The organism is Chryseobacterium sp. OV279 (assembly GCF_900128945.1).
Taxonomy (GTDB): Bacteria; Bacteroidota; Bacteroidia; order Flavobacteriales; family Weeksellaceae; genus Chryseobacterium.
The window spans coordinates 1-21,144 of the sequence record NZ_FQUD01000001.1 but is presented as its reverse complement, the minus strand read 5'-3'; the positions used below and the strand labels follow the sequence as shown (position 1 = coordinate 21,144).

The 21,144-nt window shown below is 39.3% G+C and carries 12 protein-coding genes and 1 rRNA gene; 10 read left to right on the top strand and 3 right to left on the bottom strand.

Annotated elements, in window-relative coordinates:
• Positions 1–45: 45 nt before the first annotated feature.
• Together BUA72_RS00065 and BUA72_RS00060 are read right to left on the bottom strand one after the other, a co-directional pair.
• On the bottom strand, positions 46–1,554 hold the full coding sequence (locus BUA72_RS00065) for a RagB/SusD family nutrient uptake outer membrane protein (RefSeq protein WP_072921194.1): 1,509 nt from the start codon (positions 1,552–1,554) through the stop codon (positions 46–48).
• A 24-nt stretch (positions 1,555–1,578) separates the two neighbouring features.
• Positions 1,579–4,467, bottom strand: coding sequence for a SusC/RagA family TonB-linked outer membrane protein (locus tag BUA72_RS00060; RefSeq protein WP_072921192.1), 2,889 nt, complete (start codon positions 4,465–4,467; stop codon positions 1,579–1,581).
• 395 nt (positions 4,468–4,862) lie between these two features.
• On the opposite strand from BUA72_RS00060, the gene BUA72_RS00055 reads away from it, so the two are divergent.
• The 10 genes from BUA72_RS00055 to BUA72_RS00010 all read left to right on the top strand — a co-directional run bounded on the left by BUA72_RS00055 (position 4,863) and on the right by BUA72_RS00010 (position 20,450).
• Positions 4,863–5,651, top strand: coding sequence for an SDR family oxidoreductase (locus BUA72_RS00055; RefSeq protein ID WP_072921190.1), 789 nt, complete (start codon positions 4,863–4,865; stop codon positions 5,649–5,651).
• Positions 5,652–5,760: 109 nt separating this feature from the next.
• The gene (locus tag BUA72_RS00050; RefSeq protein ID WP_072921187.1) at positions 5,761–7,365 is read left to right on the top strand and encodes a BamA/TamA family outer membrane protein; all 1,605 of its coding nucleotides are present in this window, start codon (positions 5,761–5,763) and stop codon (positions 7,363–7,365) included.
• A 407-nt stretch (positions 7,366–7,772) separates the two neighbouring features.
• Complete coding sequence (locus tag BUA72_RS00045; RefSeq protein WP_072921185.1) at positions 7,773–10,919, top strand: SusC/RagA family TonB-linked outer membrane protein; 3,147 nt, start codon at positions 7,773–7,775, stop codon at positions 10,917–10,919.
• Positions 10,920–10,938: 19 nt separating this feature from the next.
• Positions 10,939–12,474, top strand: a complete 1,536-nt coding sequence (locus BUA72_RS00040; RefSeq protein ID WP_072921183.1) for a SusD/RagB family nutrient-binding outer membrane lipoprotein — start codon at positions 10,939–10,941, stop codon at positions 12,472–12,474.
• Positions 12,475–12,556: 82 nt separating this feature from the next.
• Entirely contained in the window at positions 12,557–14,899 is a 2,343-nt protein-coding gene (locus BUA72_RS00035) for a phosphocholine-specific phospholipase C (protein WP_072921181.1), read from the top strand.
• 224 nt (positions 14,900–15,123) lie between these two features.
• Positions 15,124–15,702, top strand: a complete 579-nt coding sequence (locus tag BUA72_RS00030) for a hypothetical protein (protein ID WP_047453098.1) — start codon at positions 15,124–15,126, stop codon at positions 15,700–15,702.
• A gap of 98 nt (positions 15,703–15,800) precedes the next feature.
• Complete coding sequence (locus tag BUA72_RS00025; protein WP_034731717.1) at positions 15,801–16,601, top strand: WxL protein host-binding domain-containing protein; 801 nt, start codon at positions 15,801–15,803, stop codon at positions 16,599–16,601.
• Positions 16,594–19,350: a COG1470 family protein gene (locus BUA72_RS00020; RefSeq protein WP_072921180.1), complete on the top strand. Its 2,757-nt coding sequence runs from the start codon at positions 16,594–16,596 to the stop codon at positions 19,348–19,350. Before BUA72_RS00025 ends, BUA72_RS00020 begins: the two co-directional genes overlap by 8 nt.
• Positions 19,347–19,871 (top strand): hypothetical protein, encoded by a 525-nt coding sequence (locus BUA72_RS00015; protein ID WP_072921177.1) that lies wholly within the window; start codon positions 19,347–19,349, stop codon positions 19,869–19,871. Before BUA72_RS00020 ends, BUA72_RS00015 begins: the two co-directional genes overlap by 4 nt.
• A gap of 9 nt (positions 19,872–19,880) precedes the next feature.
• On the top strand, positions 19,881–20,450 hold the full coding sequence (locus BUA72_RS00010; RefSeq protein ID WP_072921174.1) for a hypothetical protein: 570 nt from the start codon (positions 19,881–19,883) through the stop codon (positions 20,448–20,450).
• A 517-nt stretch (positions 20,451–20,967) separates the two neighbouring features.
• On the opposite strand, the gene rrf is transcribed toward BUA72_RS00010, so the two are convergent.
• Positions 20,968–21,075: ribosomal RNA gene (gene rrf, locus BUA72_RS00005) — 5S ribosomal RNA — on the bottom strand.
• Positions 21,076–21,144: the final 69 nt, after the last annotated feature.

Sequence of the window (21,144 nt, the reverse complement as noted above, 5' to 3'; positions counted from 1 at the left end):
CTGCAGGGTTTCCGCAATGATACAGTCTATATCTATATTCATATTTTACCACCCTTCATTTTGCTTGATCACGCCATGGCTGTTGACAATTTCAACCTGCGGAACCGCCCATACATTGTGTATTGTGGGGTTAAAGTTTCTTGGAGCCCAGACCTCGTTACCATTAATCCCGTGAAGCGCTTTTGCATAGGTGTTTTTAGCATCTCCCCAACGGACAAGGTCCCTGTGTCTGTCTGCCCACTCGCCTGCCAGCTCACAACGTCTTTCATGTTTAAGATCAGCCAGTGTACATCCTGTTTTTGGTAACAGACCGGCACGAAGCCTGATCATATTGATTTCCAGGTCAGCATTCTGTCCCTGCATCAGCTTAGCTTCTGCTTTGATCAGGATCACTTCTGAGTAACGCATAATCGGAACGGCAAGATCTGTACAAGGATAATCTCCATTCGCACTTACATGGCCACTGTTCAGGGTATATTTAAAAGCATCCATGTATTTATTGAACTGATAACCCGTTAATGAATTGGTAGAGGCATAAGTTCTTGTTTTTCCGTTAAATGTAAACTGATCTCCCAGTTTCAGGATGGTTGCACTTCTTCTTACATCATTGGCTTCATACTCGTCATATAATTCTTTGGTTGGTTGAAAATATCCCCAGCCATTGTATTCTCCCCAGCCTTTATTTTCAAGCATTACACCCGGAAGAATACTTCCCCATGAGGTAAACTTAGGGGTCCCGGGAATAGACCAGATGTATTCTGAGCTGTAATTATTCTCTGATTTAAAAACATCTGAAAAATTTCCCAACAGTTTTCTGTTACCCTTCGTCATTACTTCATTTGCCCAAAATTCAGCATTCTTCCAATCCTGCATAAAAAGATAGACTTTGGCAAGAAGCGCCCACGCAGCTGCCTTATGTGGTCTACCGTAATCTTTAGGAGAAAGCTCTTCCTGAGAAGGCAGTAATTCTGCAGCTTTTTTCAGATCATTTACGATATAGTTATAATTCTCCATTACATTACCTGTTCTCGGAATCGGGTTGGGATCCGGTTCTTTAGTCCGGTCTATGATGGGGATTCCCGCTTTTTCATTTCCGTAATTATAAGCCAGTTCGAAATACATCCTGCTGCTCATAAACAGGGCTTCTCCCAGATATTTATTTTTAACCGCTGCTGAAGCCTGAATATTATCTACATTACGGATCACACGATTGGCAACACCAATCACGTTAAATCTTTTATTCCACTGTGTTTCCAGATCACCTGCAGCAATATAATTACTGCTAAAATTCTTAGCATTGTCGGCTTCACTCTTCGCCCTTCCGGTTACCATATCGTCACTGGCATTGATAAACCAGAAAAACCCTCTTCCATAAAATTCTCCGTCAAACAAAGGTTTATACATTGCATTGGCACCGGTTACCAGATCATTTTCCGTTTTCCAGAAGCTGGCTTCTGTAGGCGTTCCTTCCGGCTGAACATCCAGCTCATTGGTACATGACAAAAGCAGCGCAGATATTCCTGATACTAAAATTATTTTATTGAAAAATTTCATTGTATTCTTTTTTATCTTTTAAAATTATAATCCCACTTCCACTCCGAAAATAAATGATCGTGCCTGTGGATATCTTCCGGTGTCCACGCCATACGTATCCATTCCCACTTCAGGATCAAACCCTGTATATTTTGTGATGGTGAATAAATTGTTGGTGGTCACATAAATTCTCAGCCTGTTCACATTGATCCTGCTGTAAATATCTTTCGGTAGCGAATAACCGATGGTAAGGTTTTTCAGCCTCAGATAAGATCCGTCTTCCACATAGAAATCCGATACTTTAGAATAATTACCGCTTGGGTCACCGTGCACCAGTCTTGGAATATCGGTATTGGTGTTTTGTGGAGTCCATGCATTCAGGATATCTCTGTCCATATTATAATTCTGCCCTGTACCGCCCGGGTTCAACGAGACAAACTTCATCCCATTGAATATCTTGTTCCCGTACACTCCCTGGAAGAAAACATTCAGATCAAAACTTTTCCAGGTCATATTGTAGGAAAGTCCGTAGGAAAATTTAGGATAAGGATTTCCGAGATTCACAAAATCATTGTTATTGAGTACTCCCACATTTCCATCCTTTTTAAGGAATTTAATATCACCCGGTTTAGCATTGGGCTGGATAAGATTTCCATTGGCATCTTTGTAATTGTTGATCTCCTCCTGTGACTGGAAAATACCTCCTGTTTTGTAGCCATAATAAGAGTATAGCGACTCCCCTACTTTAATACGGGTAGGTTTCAAAACGCCTCTTACTCCATTACTGTTGATGAAAATCTCATCCACATCGGCCAATTGCTTCACCGTGTTTTTTAGTTGACTAAAGGTAACTCCCACGGAATAAGTGAAATCCCCTGTTTTTTTGCCATTATAATTAATTCCGAGTTCATAACCTTTATCCTGGAACAATCCGGCATTGATGTACTGATTATTATAAGTCGCTGTACTTGGTAAACTCACATTGAAGATCTGGTCCTTGGAGTTTTTCACGAAATAATCAAACTGTAAGGAAAGACTGTTATGCAGGAAAGAAGCGTCTACACCAAGGTTGGTCTGCTCCGATTTTCCCCATTTCAAATTAGGATTCGGGCGTGTTGTCGCATAGTAAGCAATATTCTGAGAAGGATCCTGTCCGAAAATAACATTATTATCTCTGATCATTAACGGATTAACTGCCTGTGGCGAAATACCGCCCAGATTCCCAAGAATACCGTAGCTTCCTCTCAGTTTAAAATTTGAAAGCCAGGAAATATTCTCCATAAAGTTTTCTTTGGATACTACCCACGCTCCGGAAAGAGCATAGTAATTAGCAAACCTGTTCTGCTTCGCCACCAATGAAGAACCGTCTCTTCGTCCTAATAAGCTGATCACATATTTACCTGCATAATCATAATTTACCCTTGCCAGATAAGAGATCAAAGCCTGTTGGTATTTATAACTGGAAACATCTTTATTGGTATCGGCAGCGTTCTGAAGATGCTGAAACACCTCCGACTCACTTCTGAAGTCATACGCTTTCGCCATAAAACCTTCGTCAATGGTTTTTTGGAAAGTAAATCCGCCCAGGAAATCAAAATTATGCTGACCAAAAGTCGTTTTATAGGTAAGGAGCTGCTCTGCTAAAGAAGTAGAAGAATTATTCGACTGATATTCCAGATTATTGGTGTCAAAAATTTTCCCTACTTCCAGCACTCTGTAGGTGAAATTCTTTATCGTTCCTATTTTGAATGTCTGGGAAAAATTAGATCTGAATTTTAAATTTTTAGCCAAAGTGATTTCAGCATATGGATTGATGAGAATCTCATGGGTCGGGTTTCTGATGCTGATCCTTTGAAGATAAGCCACCGGATTAATCATATCTCCATAGCCTCCGGCCACATCTATCGGTAATCCTGAAAATGCTCCGGAAGGCGTATAAGCCGGGACATTGGGCGGATAATACATGGCTGCAATCAGTGCTCCTGTGTAGCCGCTTTTCGTATCAGCTGTATTGCCGTCAGAATAATTGTAGTACATATTTTCTCCGATCGTCAGCCAGTCTTTTACTTTATGTTCGGAATTGACTCTGAAATTATATCGTTTTGCCTGGGTATTGAGGAGAATTCCTTCTATATTTCTGTGGTTCATTCCCACAAAAAACCGGGATTTTTCACTTCCCCCGCTTAGATTAACATTATATTCCTGAATGGTTCCGGTCCTGAAAATTTCTTTCATCCAGTCTGTTCTGGTCACTCGCCCGTCCGGATACTTCTCAGGATTGAATGCAATGGGCAGACTGTTTAGCTTACCGGCATTTTCGTAAGCTTTGTACATCACATCCTGAAATTCTGCGGCATTCAGAGATTCTTTCATTCTCCAGGCATTATTCACTCCGTATTTAACATCAAAGTCTACAGTAAGGTTTCCTTTCTTTCCTCTTTTAGTAGTAATGAGGATCACCCCTCCGGAAGATCTTGCTCCGTAAATGGCGGCAGAAGCATCTTTAAGGACAGATATATCCTGAATATCATTAGGATTAATGGAAGGTGTTCCGTTAAAAACCACCCCATCTATCACATAAAGCGGCGTTTCTCCATTAATTCCTCCCAGACCACGGATATTCACTTTCGGTGTACCGTTGGGATCTCCGCCTTCATTGATCACCGTCACTCCGGGAGCTTTTCCCTGAAGCACTTCTCCTACACCGGATAAAGATCTGGAAGTAAGTTTGTCCAGTGAAGCTTCAGAAACTGCCCCTGAGACCTTACTTTTCTTTTGTGTTCCATATCCTACTACCACAACCTCATCTATGGATTTCTCCTTTAGACTGTCTTGTTTTTGAGATAGAACCAAAGGTGAGACTGATACAGCCCCAATTAACAAAACCCGTCCAGTTAAGTAACTCACAGAGACCGGGATTTTAAATACATTCATTTCATCCTTTTTTATTAGATGCAAAATTAGAGCAGGTCTGTCCGGCAGTTCATTAAGATTTCCTTATGTTTTTATTAAGAAACATTAGCAATTTATATTAACACTATTCATTTGCATAATTTTAAACATCTAAATATCAAATAGATACATATTTTAAATTAATCATTTCATTTATACTACAACCCTCTTCGCTGTTAACTTTCTTTTAAGTTTGAATAACTCAACTTTTGTAAGTCAAAAGACTGACTGATTTTAAGCTGTAAATAAATAAGAGAGTTCACTTTTCTTTTTTTACATTTGCTGGAAATACGGTTTACGTTGTGACACTTGGTAAAAAACGGTTCACCGGCATCCCGAACAAAAATTATAAAGTCTAAAAAATTATAAACAATTCAATGACGATCATCATCACTGGAACCTCCTCAGGAATAGGTTTTGTACTGGCAGAATATTTTGGAAAGAAAGGCCATAAAGTATACGGTTTAAGCCGAAAACATACAGAAAGCCAGTATTTCACGTCTATCCCGACGGATGTTACTGACAACCTTGCCGTTCAGAATGCAATCGCAGAAGTTTTAAAAACAGAATCGAAGATTGATGTTCTGATCAACAATGCCGGAATGGGAATGGTGGGCGCTGTGGAAGATTCTACCAAGGAAGATATTTTAAAACTTTTCAACCTGAATCTTGTAGGCTCTGTTCAGATGATGAGCGCCGTTCTTCCGAAAATGCGTGAAAACAAATTTGGAAAGATCATCAATATTTCGAGTATCGGAAGTGAAATGGGACTTCCTTTCCGTGGTTTTTATTCTGCATCAAAATCGGCACTGGACAAAGTAACGGAAGCGATGAGGTATGAAGTCTATCCCTGGAATATCGATGTCTGCTCGCTGCACCTTGGTGACATTAAAACGAATATTGCAGAGAACAGGGTAAGAACGGAAGTTTCCGCACCGTATAAAAGTGTATTTGATAAAGTCTATGCTTTGATGAATTCTCATGTGGGCGATGGAACCGAACCTCTTGAGGTAGCTACCTACGTTGACAATCTTTTGAATAAGAATAAATGGAAGGCCCATTATTATTTTGGTAAATTCGGGCAGAAGATCGGAGTTCCGTTGAAATGGATTCTTCCACAGGGAACCTATGAAAATCTGATGAAGAAGTATAATAAACTGGACTAAATTCAGTTATTTAAAAAAAATTATTTAATACAGGTTTGAACCATTAAGATATAAAGTGATCTTGAATTAATTCTTAAAATATCAGTTAATGGTTTAGACAAATTGAGCATTGAAGTTATTTCTAAAAATATTTTTCGTTCTGTTCTGCGTTTTTGTACAAGCGCAGAAGAAGCAGTATTGGCTCATCGACACGGAAACTAAGGTCAGAAAAAAAGTAAAAGATTCCGTTTCTGCAGTGAAATTTCTGGATTCTCTATCTCAAAGCAATTATTTCTTCACAAAACTGAAAGACGTAAAAGCAAAAGGAGACAGCACAGAAATTTTCTACGAAAAAGGAAAAAACTTTAATGAAACGTATGTGGAACTTTCTGATTCCATTACACAGAAACTAAAAATTCAGAAAGATTTTTTCACCAAAAATTTAGATTCCACAAAGAAAAGCATCAACAAAAAATACATTGATGACGGTTATTCTTTCAGCCGACTGAAATCTAAATATAAAGGCCAGAAAAATGGTTATCCTGTGATAGAACTGGATATCAATAAAAATGACAAACGTACGATCAATGGTTTTGTCGTTAAAGGCTACGAAAGGGTTCCGAGAAGGTTTATGAAAAACCTGGAAAAGGAATTCAAAGGAAAAACGTACGACGAAAAAAATCTTCTTGCGATCAGTAAAAATTTCCAGAGCCATGCTTTCGTTACGTTGGAGCGGCCTCCTCAAACTTTATTCACCAAAGATTCCACAAGCATTTACCTGTTTATGGAAAAGAAAAAAACGAATACTTTCGATGGGGTGATCGGTTTCGGAAATGATAAAACAGAAAAATTTACCCTGAACGGAACGCTGAACGTGAATTTCAGGAATATGTTCAATGGTTTTGAAACAGTCAATCTGTACTGGCAGAGAAACCCGGATAAAGGACAGACTTTCGATCTTCAGACCGATATTCCGTACCTGCTTAAATCCAATGTCGGAATGAATCTAAAAGTCAATATTTTCAGACAGGATTCCACTTTCGCCAATGTAAAATTCCTTCCGGCTTTCTATTATCATATCAACAACCGTAATAAAATCGGACTGAGAGGAACTCTGGAAACATCGAGCATCATTGATACGCTGTATGTTCAGGGGAAAGATTATAACAAAAAAGGTCTCGGAATCTGGTTTGAAATGACGGATCCAACGGATATTGATCTTTTCCTTTATAAAACCAGGATCAATGCCGGATACGATTACCTTACAACGACTTACAGTAAAGATAATATTAAAGCCAATCAGAACCAGTTCTATTTCTTTGGGGAACATAATTATCATATTTCCGGCAATCATTTCCTCAATATAAAAGCGGAAGGCGCGATGATGGATTCTAAAGTTGAGTTCTCCGCGAATGAATTATACCGGTTCGGGGGCTGGAATTCCATGCGGGGTTTCAATGAGAAATCTCTTGCCGCTGATTTTTATTACTACGCAGGATTAGAATATCGTTATCTCATTGGTAACCAGGCATTTTTTGACTTCTTTGGACAATACGGTCAGCTTAATAATAAATCGTTAAATGTCAAGCCAAAGCTTTACAGTGTCGGACTTGGTTTTAACTTTTTTATCCCGATTGGGCTGATGAGTTTCCAGCTTTCGAATGGTAATGAGTTCGGAAATCCTTTTAAATTTAATGATATTAAGATTCACTGGGGTATCCTGAGTAGATTCTAGGACCCTATTTTTCATTATTCTTCGAAACAACCTGGTATACAATCTGCCAAAATTTATTTTAACGCAAAGTTTCCATACTATATACCTTAGTTTCAAGGTAGGCAAAGAGATGTGGCTGCGCCACTGAATAAGCACACTTTTTATCCGTACGCTTCATCGAATTGATTTTCTTCTTTGTATTCTTAAAACTTTGTGTTTAAAAAGTTTGTTCATTCATCGATAAAAATTCAGGTTTTTGGAGAATATAATACATAGTAAAATAAAAGCAAATCTTAAGACATGAGAGCTTTTTGTGTTTTATTATTATGTTAAATGTTTTTGTTAAAAAATATTTAAATCGTGTTTTTATTTTAATACCACATTAAAACACTGGTAACACTGCGCCGCTAAATTTGTTCTCAAAAAAAATGAAGAAGACTTTAGCTACTTTTGCTGTTTTTTTACTCCCCCTTTATCTTACTGCCCAGGAAATTAACATCACCGGAAATGTAAAATCCGAAAACGGCTCCAGCGTTTCCGGCGTAAGTATTACTGACAAAAACACCGGAAAAACCACGGTGACTGACGAAAGTGGTAATTTTACCATCTCTGCCAATCCCAAAGACATCCTTGAGTTTTATGCTCCTGATTTTTCCATGTATACGGTGGAAGTTTCTACTAAAAGACAATATTCTGTTGTTTTGACTAAAGCAAGCGAAAAGCAGATTGAAGGTGTTGTCATTACAGCTTTGGGTATTGCCAAGAAGAAAGAAAAAATCGGCTACTCTACTCAGGAAGTGGGTACCAAACAGTTTGAAACCATCACCACGCCGAGTATAGGAAACTTATTTTCAGGACAGGTGGCGGGTCTGAATGTGTCCAATCCTACCGGAATGCAGCAGGCACCACAGTTTACTTTGAGAGGAAATTCCAATCTGGTTTTCGTTATCGACGGGGTGATTGTAGAAAAAGAAGTTTTCCAGAATCTGGATCCTAATAATATTGCCAACATCAACGTTCTGAAAGGGGCCACCGCTTCTGCCCTTTACGGTTCAAGAGGAAGATACGGAGCTGTTTTGATCACTACTAAAAATGCTAAGAAGAATGGTTTCTCGGTAGAGTTCTCTCAAAATACCATGGTGACCACAGGATTTACCAACCTTCCCAAAACCCAGACTGAATACGGAAACGGTTCACAGGGAAAATATGAATTCTGGGACGGGGCTGACGGTGGTGTGAATGACGGTGATATGATCTGGGGACCAAAATTTATTCCGGGACGGCAAATTGCCCAGTGGAACAGCCCGATCAGAGATAAACTGACAGGACAGGTAACGCCTTGGTATGGTGCGGTAACCGGAACGCAGTACAATGATAAGTCAAGATACGAAAGAGTTCCAATCGACTGGAAATACCACGATAACTTAAGTACATTTTTAAAGCCGGCTGTCATTAACAACAACAGTTTCGCGATCAGTTATAAAAACAACAAAGATATCTATAGGGTTTCCGGAAACTTCATGAATTATGATGACAGGGTTCCCGGATCTTATCTTCAGCGTTACGGGGTCAATTTCTCTTCTGAAAATCATTTAGGTGAAAAGCTGACTTTTGATACCAAATTCAATTTCAATCAAACCTTTACGCCCAATATTCCGAACTACGATTACAATCCAAGCGGACATATGTACACCATTCTGATCTGGATGGGAGCAGATGTAGACGGAAGAGATCTTAAAAACCATATGTGGGTTCCGGGTAAACAGGGCACTGCACAGGCCAACTGGAATTATGCATGGTACAATAACCCATGGTTCGGAGCTGAGTATTATAAAAACAAGAACAGAACCAATGTCATCAATGCACAGACGGGTCTGGAATATAAAGCCACGGAAGATTTCTCTGTAAAAGGTAAGATATCGTTAGTTGAAAATCACAATAAGCAGGAAATTTTCAGTCCATATTCTTACTTCAATTACAGTGCTCCAAGAAGCGGTGGTTATCTTCTGAATGATACCAAAACCTGGAATCTGAACTCTGATGTACTGGCTACCTACAAGAAAAAGATCTCGGATAATTTCGATTTTACCATCAATGCCGGAGGTTCTACCTTTTACTATAAAAACAACGTAGACAATGCTTCAACAGACGGATTGAAGATTCCTGAGCTGTATTCACTAGAAAACTCCACAGGTGCCGTAAAATACTTTGATTACCTTAAAGAAAAACTAATCTACAGTGCGTACTCAACCATTGATATCGGTTTGTATGATGCCTTTTTCATCAACGTCTCCGGACGTAATGACTGGTCTTCCACCCTTCCGAAAGCCAACAGATCTTACTTCTATCCTTCTGCATCAGTAAGTGCAGTGATTTCAAATCTGGTAAAAATGCCGGAAGCGGTAAGTCTTTTAAAACTTTCAGCTTCGTGGGCGAAGGTAGCTTATGATTTTAAGCCGTATTCAACCAGAAACTATTACTTTAACAATGAGGGCGCTACTTTCAACGGAAACCCGATGTTCAATTATCCTACGATCCTGAATATTGAAAACTCTTTAAAACCTGAACAGACCAAATCTTATGAACTTGGAATGAGTGCAGGATTATTCAAGAACAGGCTTACTTTGGATGTTACTTATTTCAGAACACTCGACTATAATAATATTCTTCAGTTCCCGACTGCATCATCATCAGGTTTTACGTCTCAATATGTAAACGGCAACGAGTATACAACGAAAGGTCTGGAGATTTCCCTGGGTCTGGTTCCTGTAAAAACAGCCAATTTCACGTGGAAATCTTTAATCAACTGGAGTACTTACGAACAGAAACTGACTTCGATCTACGACAATATGCTGAACTATAACAACATCAAACTAGGTGAAAGAATGGACAGCTTCTATGATTATACCTGGAAGAAATCTCCGGACGGCAAGGTCATTCTGGATGCCAAAACAGGAATGCCGACAAGAGCAGATGCACCAAGCAATCTGGGTCATTTCAATCCGGACTGGACATTTGGCTTCAATAACACATTCAAATATAAAAAATTCACCCTGAATATCGGAATCGACGGAAGCATAGGCGGTGTCATGAGATCCCAGGTTGTTGAAAAAATGTGGTGGGGTGGAAAACACCCGAACTCAACGGAGTACAGAGATCTTGAATATGCCAATCCGGGAACTTATTATTTCGTTCCGGATGGAGTCAATTACAATGCCACTACGGGAACCTATACGCCTCACACAAAACCGATCAACTTTCAGGAATGGGCACAGAATTATCCTTACCAGGCCAGGGTAACACAGGACGAAAGCGAACTGTTTGCGAATGTTTTCGACAGAACTTTTATCAAACTGAGATCTGTAGTGCTGGAATATGACTTCTCTTATCTCCTTAATCCGAAAGGAATGATCAAAAATTTCACCGCCAATATTTCAGCTTATAATCTGGCGATGTGGAAAAAATCCAAGAATCTTTATTCTGATCCTGACTACCAGATCGGTTCAAAAGACGTGAATGATATCCAAGATCCTTCCAGCAGATGGATCGGAATCGGATTTAATCTTAAATTTTAATTAATAAGTATCCTGAACAATGAAAAACAATATCAATACTATCGCTAAATCTCAAAATGGTAGAACGGCAAAATCACTTAGAAGATTCAGTATAAAATCGGCTGTTTTTGCAGGGCTCATGCTGTTGGCATCTTGTGAATCTGATCTCGATAAAATCAATGAAAACCCTAATGATCAGCCTACAGTAGATCCTAAAGTTCTTTTAACGTATGTATCTAAAAATTCGTTCCAGGTCAATGGTGACAATATGTATGCTTCCAGGATGATGATCGGGACAGACGGTGAAAATTCCTATCAATACATGAAATGGAATGATGCCTCTTTTGAAGCCTATACCAAAAATCTTCTCAATGTAGGGAAAATGATGGACGAAGCCGCAAAGCTCAACAATAAGAACTACCAGGCTATTGGTAAATTCTACAGAGCGTATCATTTTTTTAATTTAAGCTTAAAATTCGGCAGCATCCCTTACACAGAAGCCGTAAAAGGGGAATCAGGAATTATCCAGCCAAAATATGACAGCCAGGAAACGGTAATGGCCGGAATTTTATCAGAATTGAAAGAAGCTAATGATCTGATCAATACCACAGATAAAATAGAAGGAGACATCGTTTTCAACGGTGATGCTACCAAATGGAAAAAACTGATCAATTCTTTTAGACTCAAGATTTTAATCACCATGTCTAAAAAAATGACATTAGGAAGTTATAGCGTAACTTCTGAATTTGCATCTATTGCCAATAACCAACCTTTAATGACTTCCATTTCAGATAACGGAGAACTTAAGTTTGCCGATGCTGCGGACAGCCGATATACCATGTTCAACAACAGTGGTTACGGGTCGAGTTTATATATGGCGAATTATTTTATCAATCTGTTTAAACTGAGACAGGATCCTCGTCTTTTCACTTTTGCAGCGCAGACTACAGGTGCCAAAGAAGCGGGAAAACCTGTTACTGATTTTACAGGATATAATGGAGGAGATCCCAATTCTTCTTATTTGGATAATGCCGCTTTGATCACTGCAAAAAATATTTCAAAAGTCAACGACCGTTTCTATAAAGATCCTACCAATGAACCTTCTTCCATCTTAAGCTATCCGGAACTTGAGTTTATTCTTGCAGAAGCGGCCAGCAGAGGATGGATTTCAGGATCTGCAAAAACGCATTATGACAATGCCATTAAAGCCAGTTTCAGCTTTTATCAGACGTATGTAAAAAATCCGGGACAATATTTTTCAGGATTTGATGTGAATCAATATCTTGCATCGCCGCTGGTGGTTTACAGTGATTCTGATCTGCTGGAAAAACGTCTGGAAAAAATCATGACTCAGAAATATATGACGATGTTTCACCAGAGCCAATGGACTTCCTACTATGATTATCTGAGAACGGGATATCCGGAATATCCACTGAAAGACGGAGTTTCTGCACCGTTCAGATTCAGATATCCGCAGGCTGAATACAACTACAACAGCTCCAACCTGAAAGCAGCACTGGCAGCCCAGTACGGAGGAAATGACGACATCCGTTCCAAACCATGGTGGCTTCAGTAAGAACTTGAAATTTATATAAAAAACAGATCAACCGCAGGAAAATCCTTTTTAACTTGCGGTTTATTTCTTATTTTGATTGAACATGAACAGAAGAGAATTTTTAGAAAAATCAAGCCTTTTGCTGGCCGGACTGGGAACTTCAAGCGTTCTTCATCCCGCTATTTTAAAAGCATTGGCTATTGAGCCTGCAGCACTGTCTACTTTTTATGATGCAGAACATGTCGTGATCCTTATGCAGGAAAACCGTTCTTTTGACCATGCTTTCGGAGCATTAAAAGGCGTAAGGGGATTTTTAGACCAAAGAGCTTTCGTGAAACAGGACGGACATTCGGTTTTCTTTCAAAAAGATAATGCCGGAAAATATGCTTCGCCTGCGCGACTGGATCTAAGAAATACGAAATCCACGTGGATGAGCTCTCTGCCTCATTCATGGTCTGATCAGCAGAAAGCCTTAAATAAAAGAAAATATGATCAGTGGCTTCAGTTTAAGGCCTCCGGAAACAAAGATTATAAAAATATTCCGCTCACATTGGGCTACTACAACAGGGAAGATCTTCCTTTTTATTACCAGCTGGCGGATGCATTCACTATTTTTGACCAATACTTTTGCTCATCACTGACAGGAACGACTCCGAACAGACTGTTTCATTGGTCCGGAACGTTAAGAGAACAGCAAAACGGAAAAGTAAAAGCTAATGTTTACAATGAAAATATTGACTACGACAAAGCAAAACAGGCCCATTGGAAAAGCTTTCCTGAAATTTTAGAAGAACAGAATGTATCCTGGAAGATGTATCAGAACGAAATCAGTCTTCCGAAGGGAATGTCCGGTGAGCAGGAAGCCTGGTTGAGCAATTTTACCGATAATCCTATCGAATGGTTCTCCAACTTCAATGTGAAATTTTCAAAAGGTTATCATCAGAATATTCCTAAGATCATTGCTTATCTGAAAGAAGAGATGGCTAAAAAACCGGATCAGAAGAAAAGGTTTGAGACACTGATCGCTGAACTTGAAGAAGATCAGACCCTATATTCGCCTGAAAATTACGCGAAACTTTCGCAGAAGGAAAAAAACCTACACGAAAAAGCATTCACCACCAATATCAATGATCCCGACTATTGGAATCTTGAGATCGGGCAAGATGAAAACGGAGAAAAACTGGTCGTTCCTAAGGGTGATGTCCTGTTCCAGTTCCGGAAAGATGTGGAAGAGAAAAAACTTCCGCTGGTTTCATGGCTCGTGGCTCCTGAGCATTTTTCAGATCATCCGGGATCGCCTTGGTACGGTGCATGGTATATTTCAGAGGTATTAAATATTCTGACCAAAGATCCGGAAACCTGGAAAAAAACCATTTTCATTATTAATTATGATGAGAACGACGGTTATTTCGATCATGTTCTTCCGTTTGCTCCACCCGTTAATCCAAGCCAGCCGGTTGATCTGAACGGTAAAGAAGGGGTGGAATACGTAGATCAATCCCAAGAATATATGTCCCAGCCTTCATTGAAAGACTATGAAAGAATAGAAGGAACAGTCGGTTTAGGCTACAGAGTTCCGATGATCATTGCATCGCCCTGGACGAAAGGAGGTTTTGTGAATTCTGAAGTTTCGGACCATACTTCCGTGCTGCAGTTTCTGGAGAAATTTATTCAGAAAAAATTCAGTAAAGACGTCAATGTTGACAACATCAGTGACTGGAGAAGAGCGGTTTGTGGAGATCTTACTTCTGCCTTCAATTCTTCCCCTACCAAAGCGCCTCAGATGGATTATCTGAATCAGAAAGAGTTTACAAAGACCATCAATGCTGCCAAAAGCAAACCAGTTCCCAATTTGAAATGGTACGCTGAAAATGAGATCAATGACGGTCTGCTTGAAATTCAGGAAAGAGGAAGTAAGCCTTCCAACCCGCTTCCTTATCATTTTCATGTCAATCTGGACAGTGGAAAGATCAGAATGACGAATGTAAAAGAAGCCGGAGTTCCTTTATTAGTCTATGACAGAACAAAATTTAACGGTAACGATTATCATTTTTCGTATGCCCTGTATTCAAAGCAGGAACTGTCACATGCAGTGAACCCCGGAATCTATGATCATGAAGTTTTCGGGCCAAATGGTTTCTTCCGCAAATTCAGCGGTAACAATACACCGGAAATAGACGTACAGCTGATGAACAGCGGTTTAAAAAATGAAGCAGAACTCGTTTTCAAAAAGGGAAAAAGTAACGTTTCAGTTATTGTAGAAGATCTCTATGATAAAACGAAGAAAACCGTTTCTTTGCATCAACCTGAAGAGAAAATAAAACTGGATCTCAGCAAAAATAAAGGCTGGTATGATATAAAAGTAAGCCTGGACGGTCATATCTGGCATTTTGCAGGAAGAGTGGAAACCGGAAAAGTTTCCATTTCAGATCCGCACTGGGCATAATAACCCGGAACATCATAAAATCCAAGGCCTTGCATAGTTTATGCAGGGCTTTTCTTATGATTACAATCATAGCTTAAGAAACTGGTTTTACATAATTTGCATGTAAATATTACAACACATAATGTAATACTATAAAAGAATAGTTAATAATATTTAAAAAAGAAGATTTTTTTACTATTATTTACCGATTTTTATTAAATTCACTTAACTAATTAACAAACATCATGAAAAAATTAAACCTTAGCCTTGCAGTATGCTTTCTTTCCGCCGCATTTTCCGGAGGATTACAAGCACAGGATACGAATACTGACAATCACACCATCACCATTTCTATTCCCGAAGTTGCACTGGTAGATATTGAGCCAGCCGCCACAAAAAACATCACATTAGGATTTACAGCACCTACAGAAGCAGGTAACCCTGTGACAGCGAGTGCGTCTAACAATACACTTTGGCTGAATTATTCATCCATCAAATCTGTAGCTGATCCTACCCGTAATGTGTCTGTAAAAGTGGGTGCTCTTATTCCCGGAATTGATATTCACGTAACAGCTGCTGCTGCTACAGGAAGTGGAGCCGGTACATTGGGTACGCCTGCCGCTCAGATTACCTTAAGTGCAGCGGATCAAACCATTATTTCAGGAATCGGAAGTGCTTACACCGGAAACGGAACCAATAACGGACACAATCTTACGTATGCTTTGGCAGCAGGAAGCGGTCCCGGAGGTGTAGCAGCGTATGCAGATTTACAGGCAACGGCGACTACGGTGGCAACAGTTACCTACACGATCTCAGATAACTAGATTTAATTGTCAATTTTAAGTATTATAAGAAGAAGCCGCCAGTCAGTTTCTTCCAGGTTTTATATGGCCTGCCATTTAATTTCAAACTTTACATGATTATGATGAAGCGTATGTTCCTTTTGATGTTTTTGATGCTGCAGTTTAGCTTTTTATATGCCGGTATTGTCGTTCTGAACGGTCTTACCCATGCTTATAAAGTAGAAAACGGAAAAGTATACAAAGGAAAAGTGGAGATTGAAAATACAGGCAGCAAACCTCAGAATGTAAAATTATTTTTACAGGACTTTACCTATCATGCAGATGGTTCGATCAATTATACGGCGATCCGTACGAATAACAGGACCAATGGTGACTGGATCAAACTGAATACAAATCTGATCACCCTGAAAGGTAAAGAAAAGACTGAAGTGTTCTATGAAATCACGGTTCCCAATCAACCGGTAGATCCGGGAAGTTATTGGAGTGTGATTATTGTTGAGCCTGTAGAAGATATAAAACCAAGCGATGATAAAGCGGGAGTGAACATCACTTCCATTGTACGGTATGCTATTCAGGTCATCACTGATTATGCAACGGAAAAAGCAAAACCGGACCTTAAATTTGAAAGTGTAAAAATAGAGAAAGAGGAAGGAAAACAGATCGCAAAAATAGCCATCGCCAACAACGGCAATCTGTACTGCAAACCTACAGCCTCTATAGAAATCTACAACCGGAAAACCGGACAACGCATCGGAAGCTATACGAGCATTGCGATGGGATTATTACCACAGACCTCCAAATCATTCTACATTGATATCAGCAAAGTTCCGGCAGATCAGTATAAAGCGGTCATTATAGCCACTGATGAAGAAGAAAATGCATTTGCCCTCAATGTGGAATTAGAAGTAAAGAATGATTAAAACTTGGATTTTATATATCGTCCTGTTATCACTATTCCCGGTACTTATTTTTTCTCAACAGCAGCCAGGTCCATTGGCCAGTAAAAAAGATAGTCTAATGCCGGGAATGTCTACTTCTATTTCCTTTGCGCTGGAAAATAATTCGGATGAAAATAAAACCTATGATCTTACCGTTACAGCTTCAAGTCCTTTTCTTACGCCTATTTTAGCAAAAGCAGAGTTTAAAATTTCTGCGCACGAGAAAACAATTTATCTTGTTCCCATCCGTATTTCAGCGGAAGCAGCACAGGGACTTTATTCTGTCATCCTGCATGGAACCGACCGTTATGACGGTACGACTTTCACCAAAACTTCAAAGGTGATCATTTCCGGAAGCCGAAAACTCAGCCTTACATCATTAAATTCACCGGAGTTTATCCGGGCTGGAGAAACCATTCAGGCTTCTTTTCTTTTAAAAAATAATGGAAATGTTACCGAAACGCTGATTTTGGAAAGCAAAAATGCCGTGGTAGATCACGATGCTTCCATCACATTAGGTCCGAACGAATCTAAAGTGATCGGTATTTATAAGGTTACCAATCCCGAACTTGGCCAGAATGAATTTCAGAATCTAAACCTGTCTGTTTATTCTCAGGATAATCCAAAGGAAAATCAAATCGCTTACGTAAGTGTAAAAATTATATCGGTAAAACCGGTCGAAGACGATATTTATCACCGGCTTCCTGTTTCGGCATCCATGTCATTTATAGGAATGAAGAATATGGGCGTTTATCAGGACGGATTTCAGGGGGAAATATATGGTAAAGGAACCTTGGACAAAGACAATAAAAACCAGATTGAATTTCATGCGGTGTCAAAAAACCCTGTTGAATTCAATTCTTTTACTCAATACGAAGAGTATTTCATTAATTATAAAAGAGAGAATTTCTTTGTCCATCTCGGTGACAAAACCTATTCTGCTTCCTATTTAACGGAGTTTGCAAGATACGGTCGCGGAGCAGAAATCCGGTATGATTTCAAAAAAGTCAGTTTGGGTGGTTTTTACAATCATCCCCGGTTCTTCAGGGATATCAAAGATGAATTTAATATCTATTCAACCTTTAAAATCAGAAAAGAGTCAGAGATTACAGCTGGATATCTTTATAAAATTCCGAGGAAAGGAGAAATGAATTTCGGCAATATCAGACTGGATTCTGAAGCTCATCTTCCTTACACGACAGGAAAATTCAGGATTTCAAAAAATATAGTTCTTTCGGGAGAGGCTGCGTTCAGTAAGACTGAGCAGATGGAAGGAACGGCTTATATGGCGCAGGCGCAGGCCACTTTTGAGCGGTTTAATGGAAATGTGATGTATATGCGTGCAAGTCCAAAATTTGCGGGATATTTCACCAATACCAGCACATTTAACGGAAGTATTCAGTACAGGCTATCTAAAAAGCTGAATGTCTTTGGAAATTATATTCAGGATGCCAAGAATTTCCAGCGGGATACATTGTTCTATGCAGCGCCCTACAGAAGTTTTCTACAGTATGGAATTCAGTACAAATATATTCCGAGTGGCTTAATTACTTTGTATAATGGTTTTCAGAAGTACCAGGACCGTCTGGAACCGAAACAGTTTGATTATTATGAAAGGTATTTCAAAATCAGTATTGATCAGCAGATCGGAATGTTTCAGGTGAATCTTCAGGGACAGTTTGGAAAAACCAATAATTATCTGAGTGGATTTAATGGAAATTCCAGTTTCTACACCACGAATATATCATTTGAAAAATTTAAAACGTCGTTTAATGTTTATGCCAGTTATGCCATTACATCACGGTATCAGCTGCAGAATGACAAACAGGTTTATTATGGAGCAAGAATTTTCAGCAGGTTTTCGGATAAGACCAGTCTGAGCATTTTTTATCAGAATAATTATATGCCTGAGGAATATTTCAGAGACCGGAATCTTTTTGAGGTTTTGTTCCATCAGCAACTATTTCCTGGCAGTGAGCTTGATCTGTCCGGAAGATATTCTTTGCAACGCGGTGAGCTGGGTAATAAGGATTTTATATTTTCTTTGCGCTATACGCTTCGGCTAAATGTTCCTGTGCAGAAAACCGCGGAGTACACAACTCTATCAGGAAATATAAGCAATCTGGGCGTAAAAAAGACAGAGGGAATCAGATTGATGCTGGGCAACCATTTATCCATTACGGACAAAGATGGAAATTACCTGTTTAAAAATATTGTTCCCGGCGATTATTTTCTGGAAATAGACCGGTCGACCGCCGGCATTAATGATATTACCAATATTTCTTTACCGGCTTCATTACACCTTAATGGCAAAGAGAATACGTTCAATTTCGGCTTAACTACAGCATCCACTATTAAAGGCAGTATAGAACTTTCTGAAAATGATGATAAAGACCAATATAGTTTCGCCCATTATCAGCCTAGAGCGGAAAAGAAGAAAAGACAAAGCATCATCATCGAAGCATCAAACGGCGAACAAACGTACCGGAAAATAGCATTCATCGGTGAAACTTTTGACTTCATGTATCTGCGTCCCGGCGAATGGAAAATTAAACTCTACAGAAATGGTCTTGATAAACGGTATAAAATAGCAACGGATACTTTTCAATACAGCCTTAAACCATCGGAAACGCAGAATATAGCGATTCATATTGTAAAACAGCAAGGTGAAATCAAATACCAGCAGGAAATGATCAAAGTAGGATATAATGAATTAAAAAAGAAAAAATGAAACTGAAACAACATATCTTATACCTGGTTTTTGGTCTCATGTCCGGGACAATATTTTCACAAACCACAATCCCGATGACCCTTCCTGTAGTTACTTTGATGGATATAGAACCCACAGGAAACTTTACATTGAACTTTACAGCTCCTACAGAAGCAGGACAGGCTTTAACTCTTCCGGCAGCCAACACAACAAAATGGGTCAATTATACGTCCGCTATTGCACCCGGAGGATTAACGAGAAGAATTACGGCTTCCATCAATACGCCTATTGCCGGGGTTAATATAAGGGTGCAGGCAGCTGCAGCTTCAGGAGCTGGCGGGGGAACATTAGGAACATCATCAGGGCTGGTGACTCTTACTACAACAGCTGCTACTATTATTACAGGAATAGGAGGTGCATTTACCGGAAATGGTGCAAATAACGGGCATATGCTTACGATCAGTCTTTCGGTAAGTTCTTATGCTAATCTTTCAGCCCGTACCAACACCCCTGTTATCATCACCTATACCATCACAGAATAAAATTGGAAAATGAAAATCAATAGTCGCCTTCTCAGGAATATACTTGTAAAAAAATATCTGTATCTCTTTCCGTTAATAATAGGTAGCTACCTGCAAGCTCAAACAGTGGTTCCCAGCGGAAGTGGCTGGACGGTAAGTGTGCCTGCTATTACTGAAGCAGGAAACAACTATGCAGGAACTTATGCAAGTGCCACTAATGCAATTATATTATCTGGGACAATGCCGGGATCTTTTCTTAATCTTCTCTCCAATGGAGCTGCCAGAATAAGCGTACGTTACACTCCCACCACATGGAATAATGCTCTGCATCTTTACGCAAAAAGAAGTGGTGGAACGGCTACTATTAGTGGTCTTTGTCTTGGCTGTACCGCTACTGTTAATGGCGGAACTACTTATTTAGAGATCCTTCAGGCTACTGATACAGCATTTTGTACCATAAACTTTTCCGGAATTTTAGGGTTGGGTAACAGTGTATCCTACTCTGGAATAAATGTGCAGTTGCAGATAACCGGTGTTTCTGTAGTTATTCCCGCTACGTCATATAGCTCTCAACTCGTTTTCACCATAGGCCCCAATTAAAATGATGTACATTCTGTATATTTTTTTTAATTACAGTAAAATGTCTCACGCAGATCTTTCAGATTGAGCGGATTCTGTTTTACATGGAAAAAGATGCAATACAAGAAAGCGTTGATCTATAAGTTTCGGCTAAAGCCTTTTTATAATGGTTATTTGGTAAGCGGGCTAAAGCCCGCTCCTATTGAATATTAATAGGAAGCATATATAGAAGATCACCTATTTGGATCTGGTAGTCTAAAGGTTTGAGACAAGGATTCAACCAGGATGATATGAGAATAGTATTTAAGTATAAAACATGAGTTATAAATGAAGAATAGATCAATGACCTGCTCATTTCATTACTCATTGTCAAAATTTAGAACTAAAAAAATCCGGTACACTTCTGTACAGGACTTTGCTTATTGCTTATTGCTTATTGCTTATTGCTTATTGCCAAGGTAGTTGGTTTGGTATGGGTATTGGTCTTGGTATAAAACAAAAAAGTCTCACACATTTCTGTATGAGACTTTTTAATAAAAACTGGCGGCGGCCTACTCTCCCGCTTTCGCAGTACCATCGGCGCTGGTGGGCTTAACTTCTGTGTTCGGAATGGGAACAGGTGAGCCCCACCGCTAAAACCACCCTAAAGAAGGTATATAAGATATCAGAAGATAGATTTCAGATATCAGACTTTAAGTCTGGCATCTGATGTCTG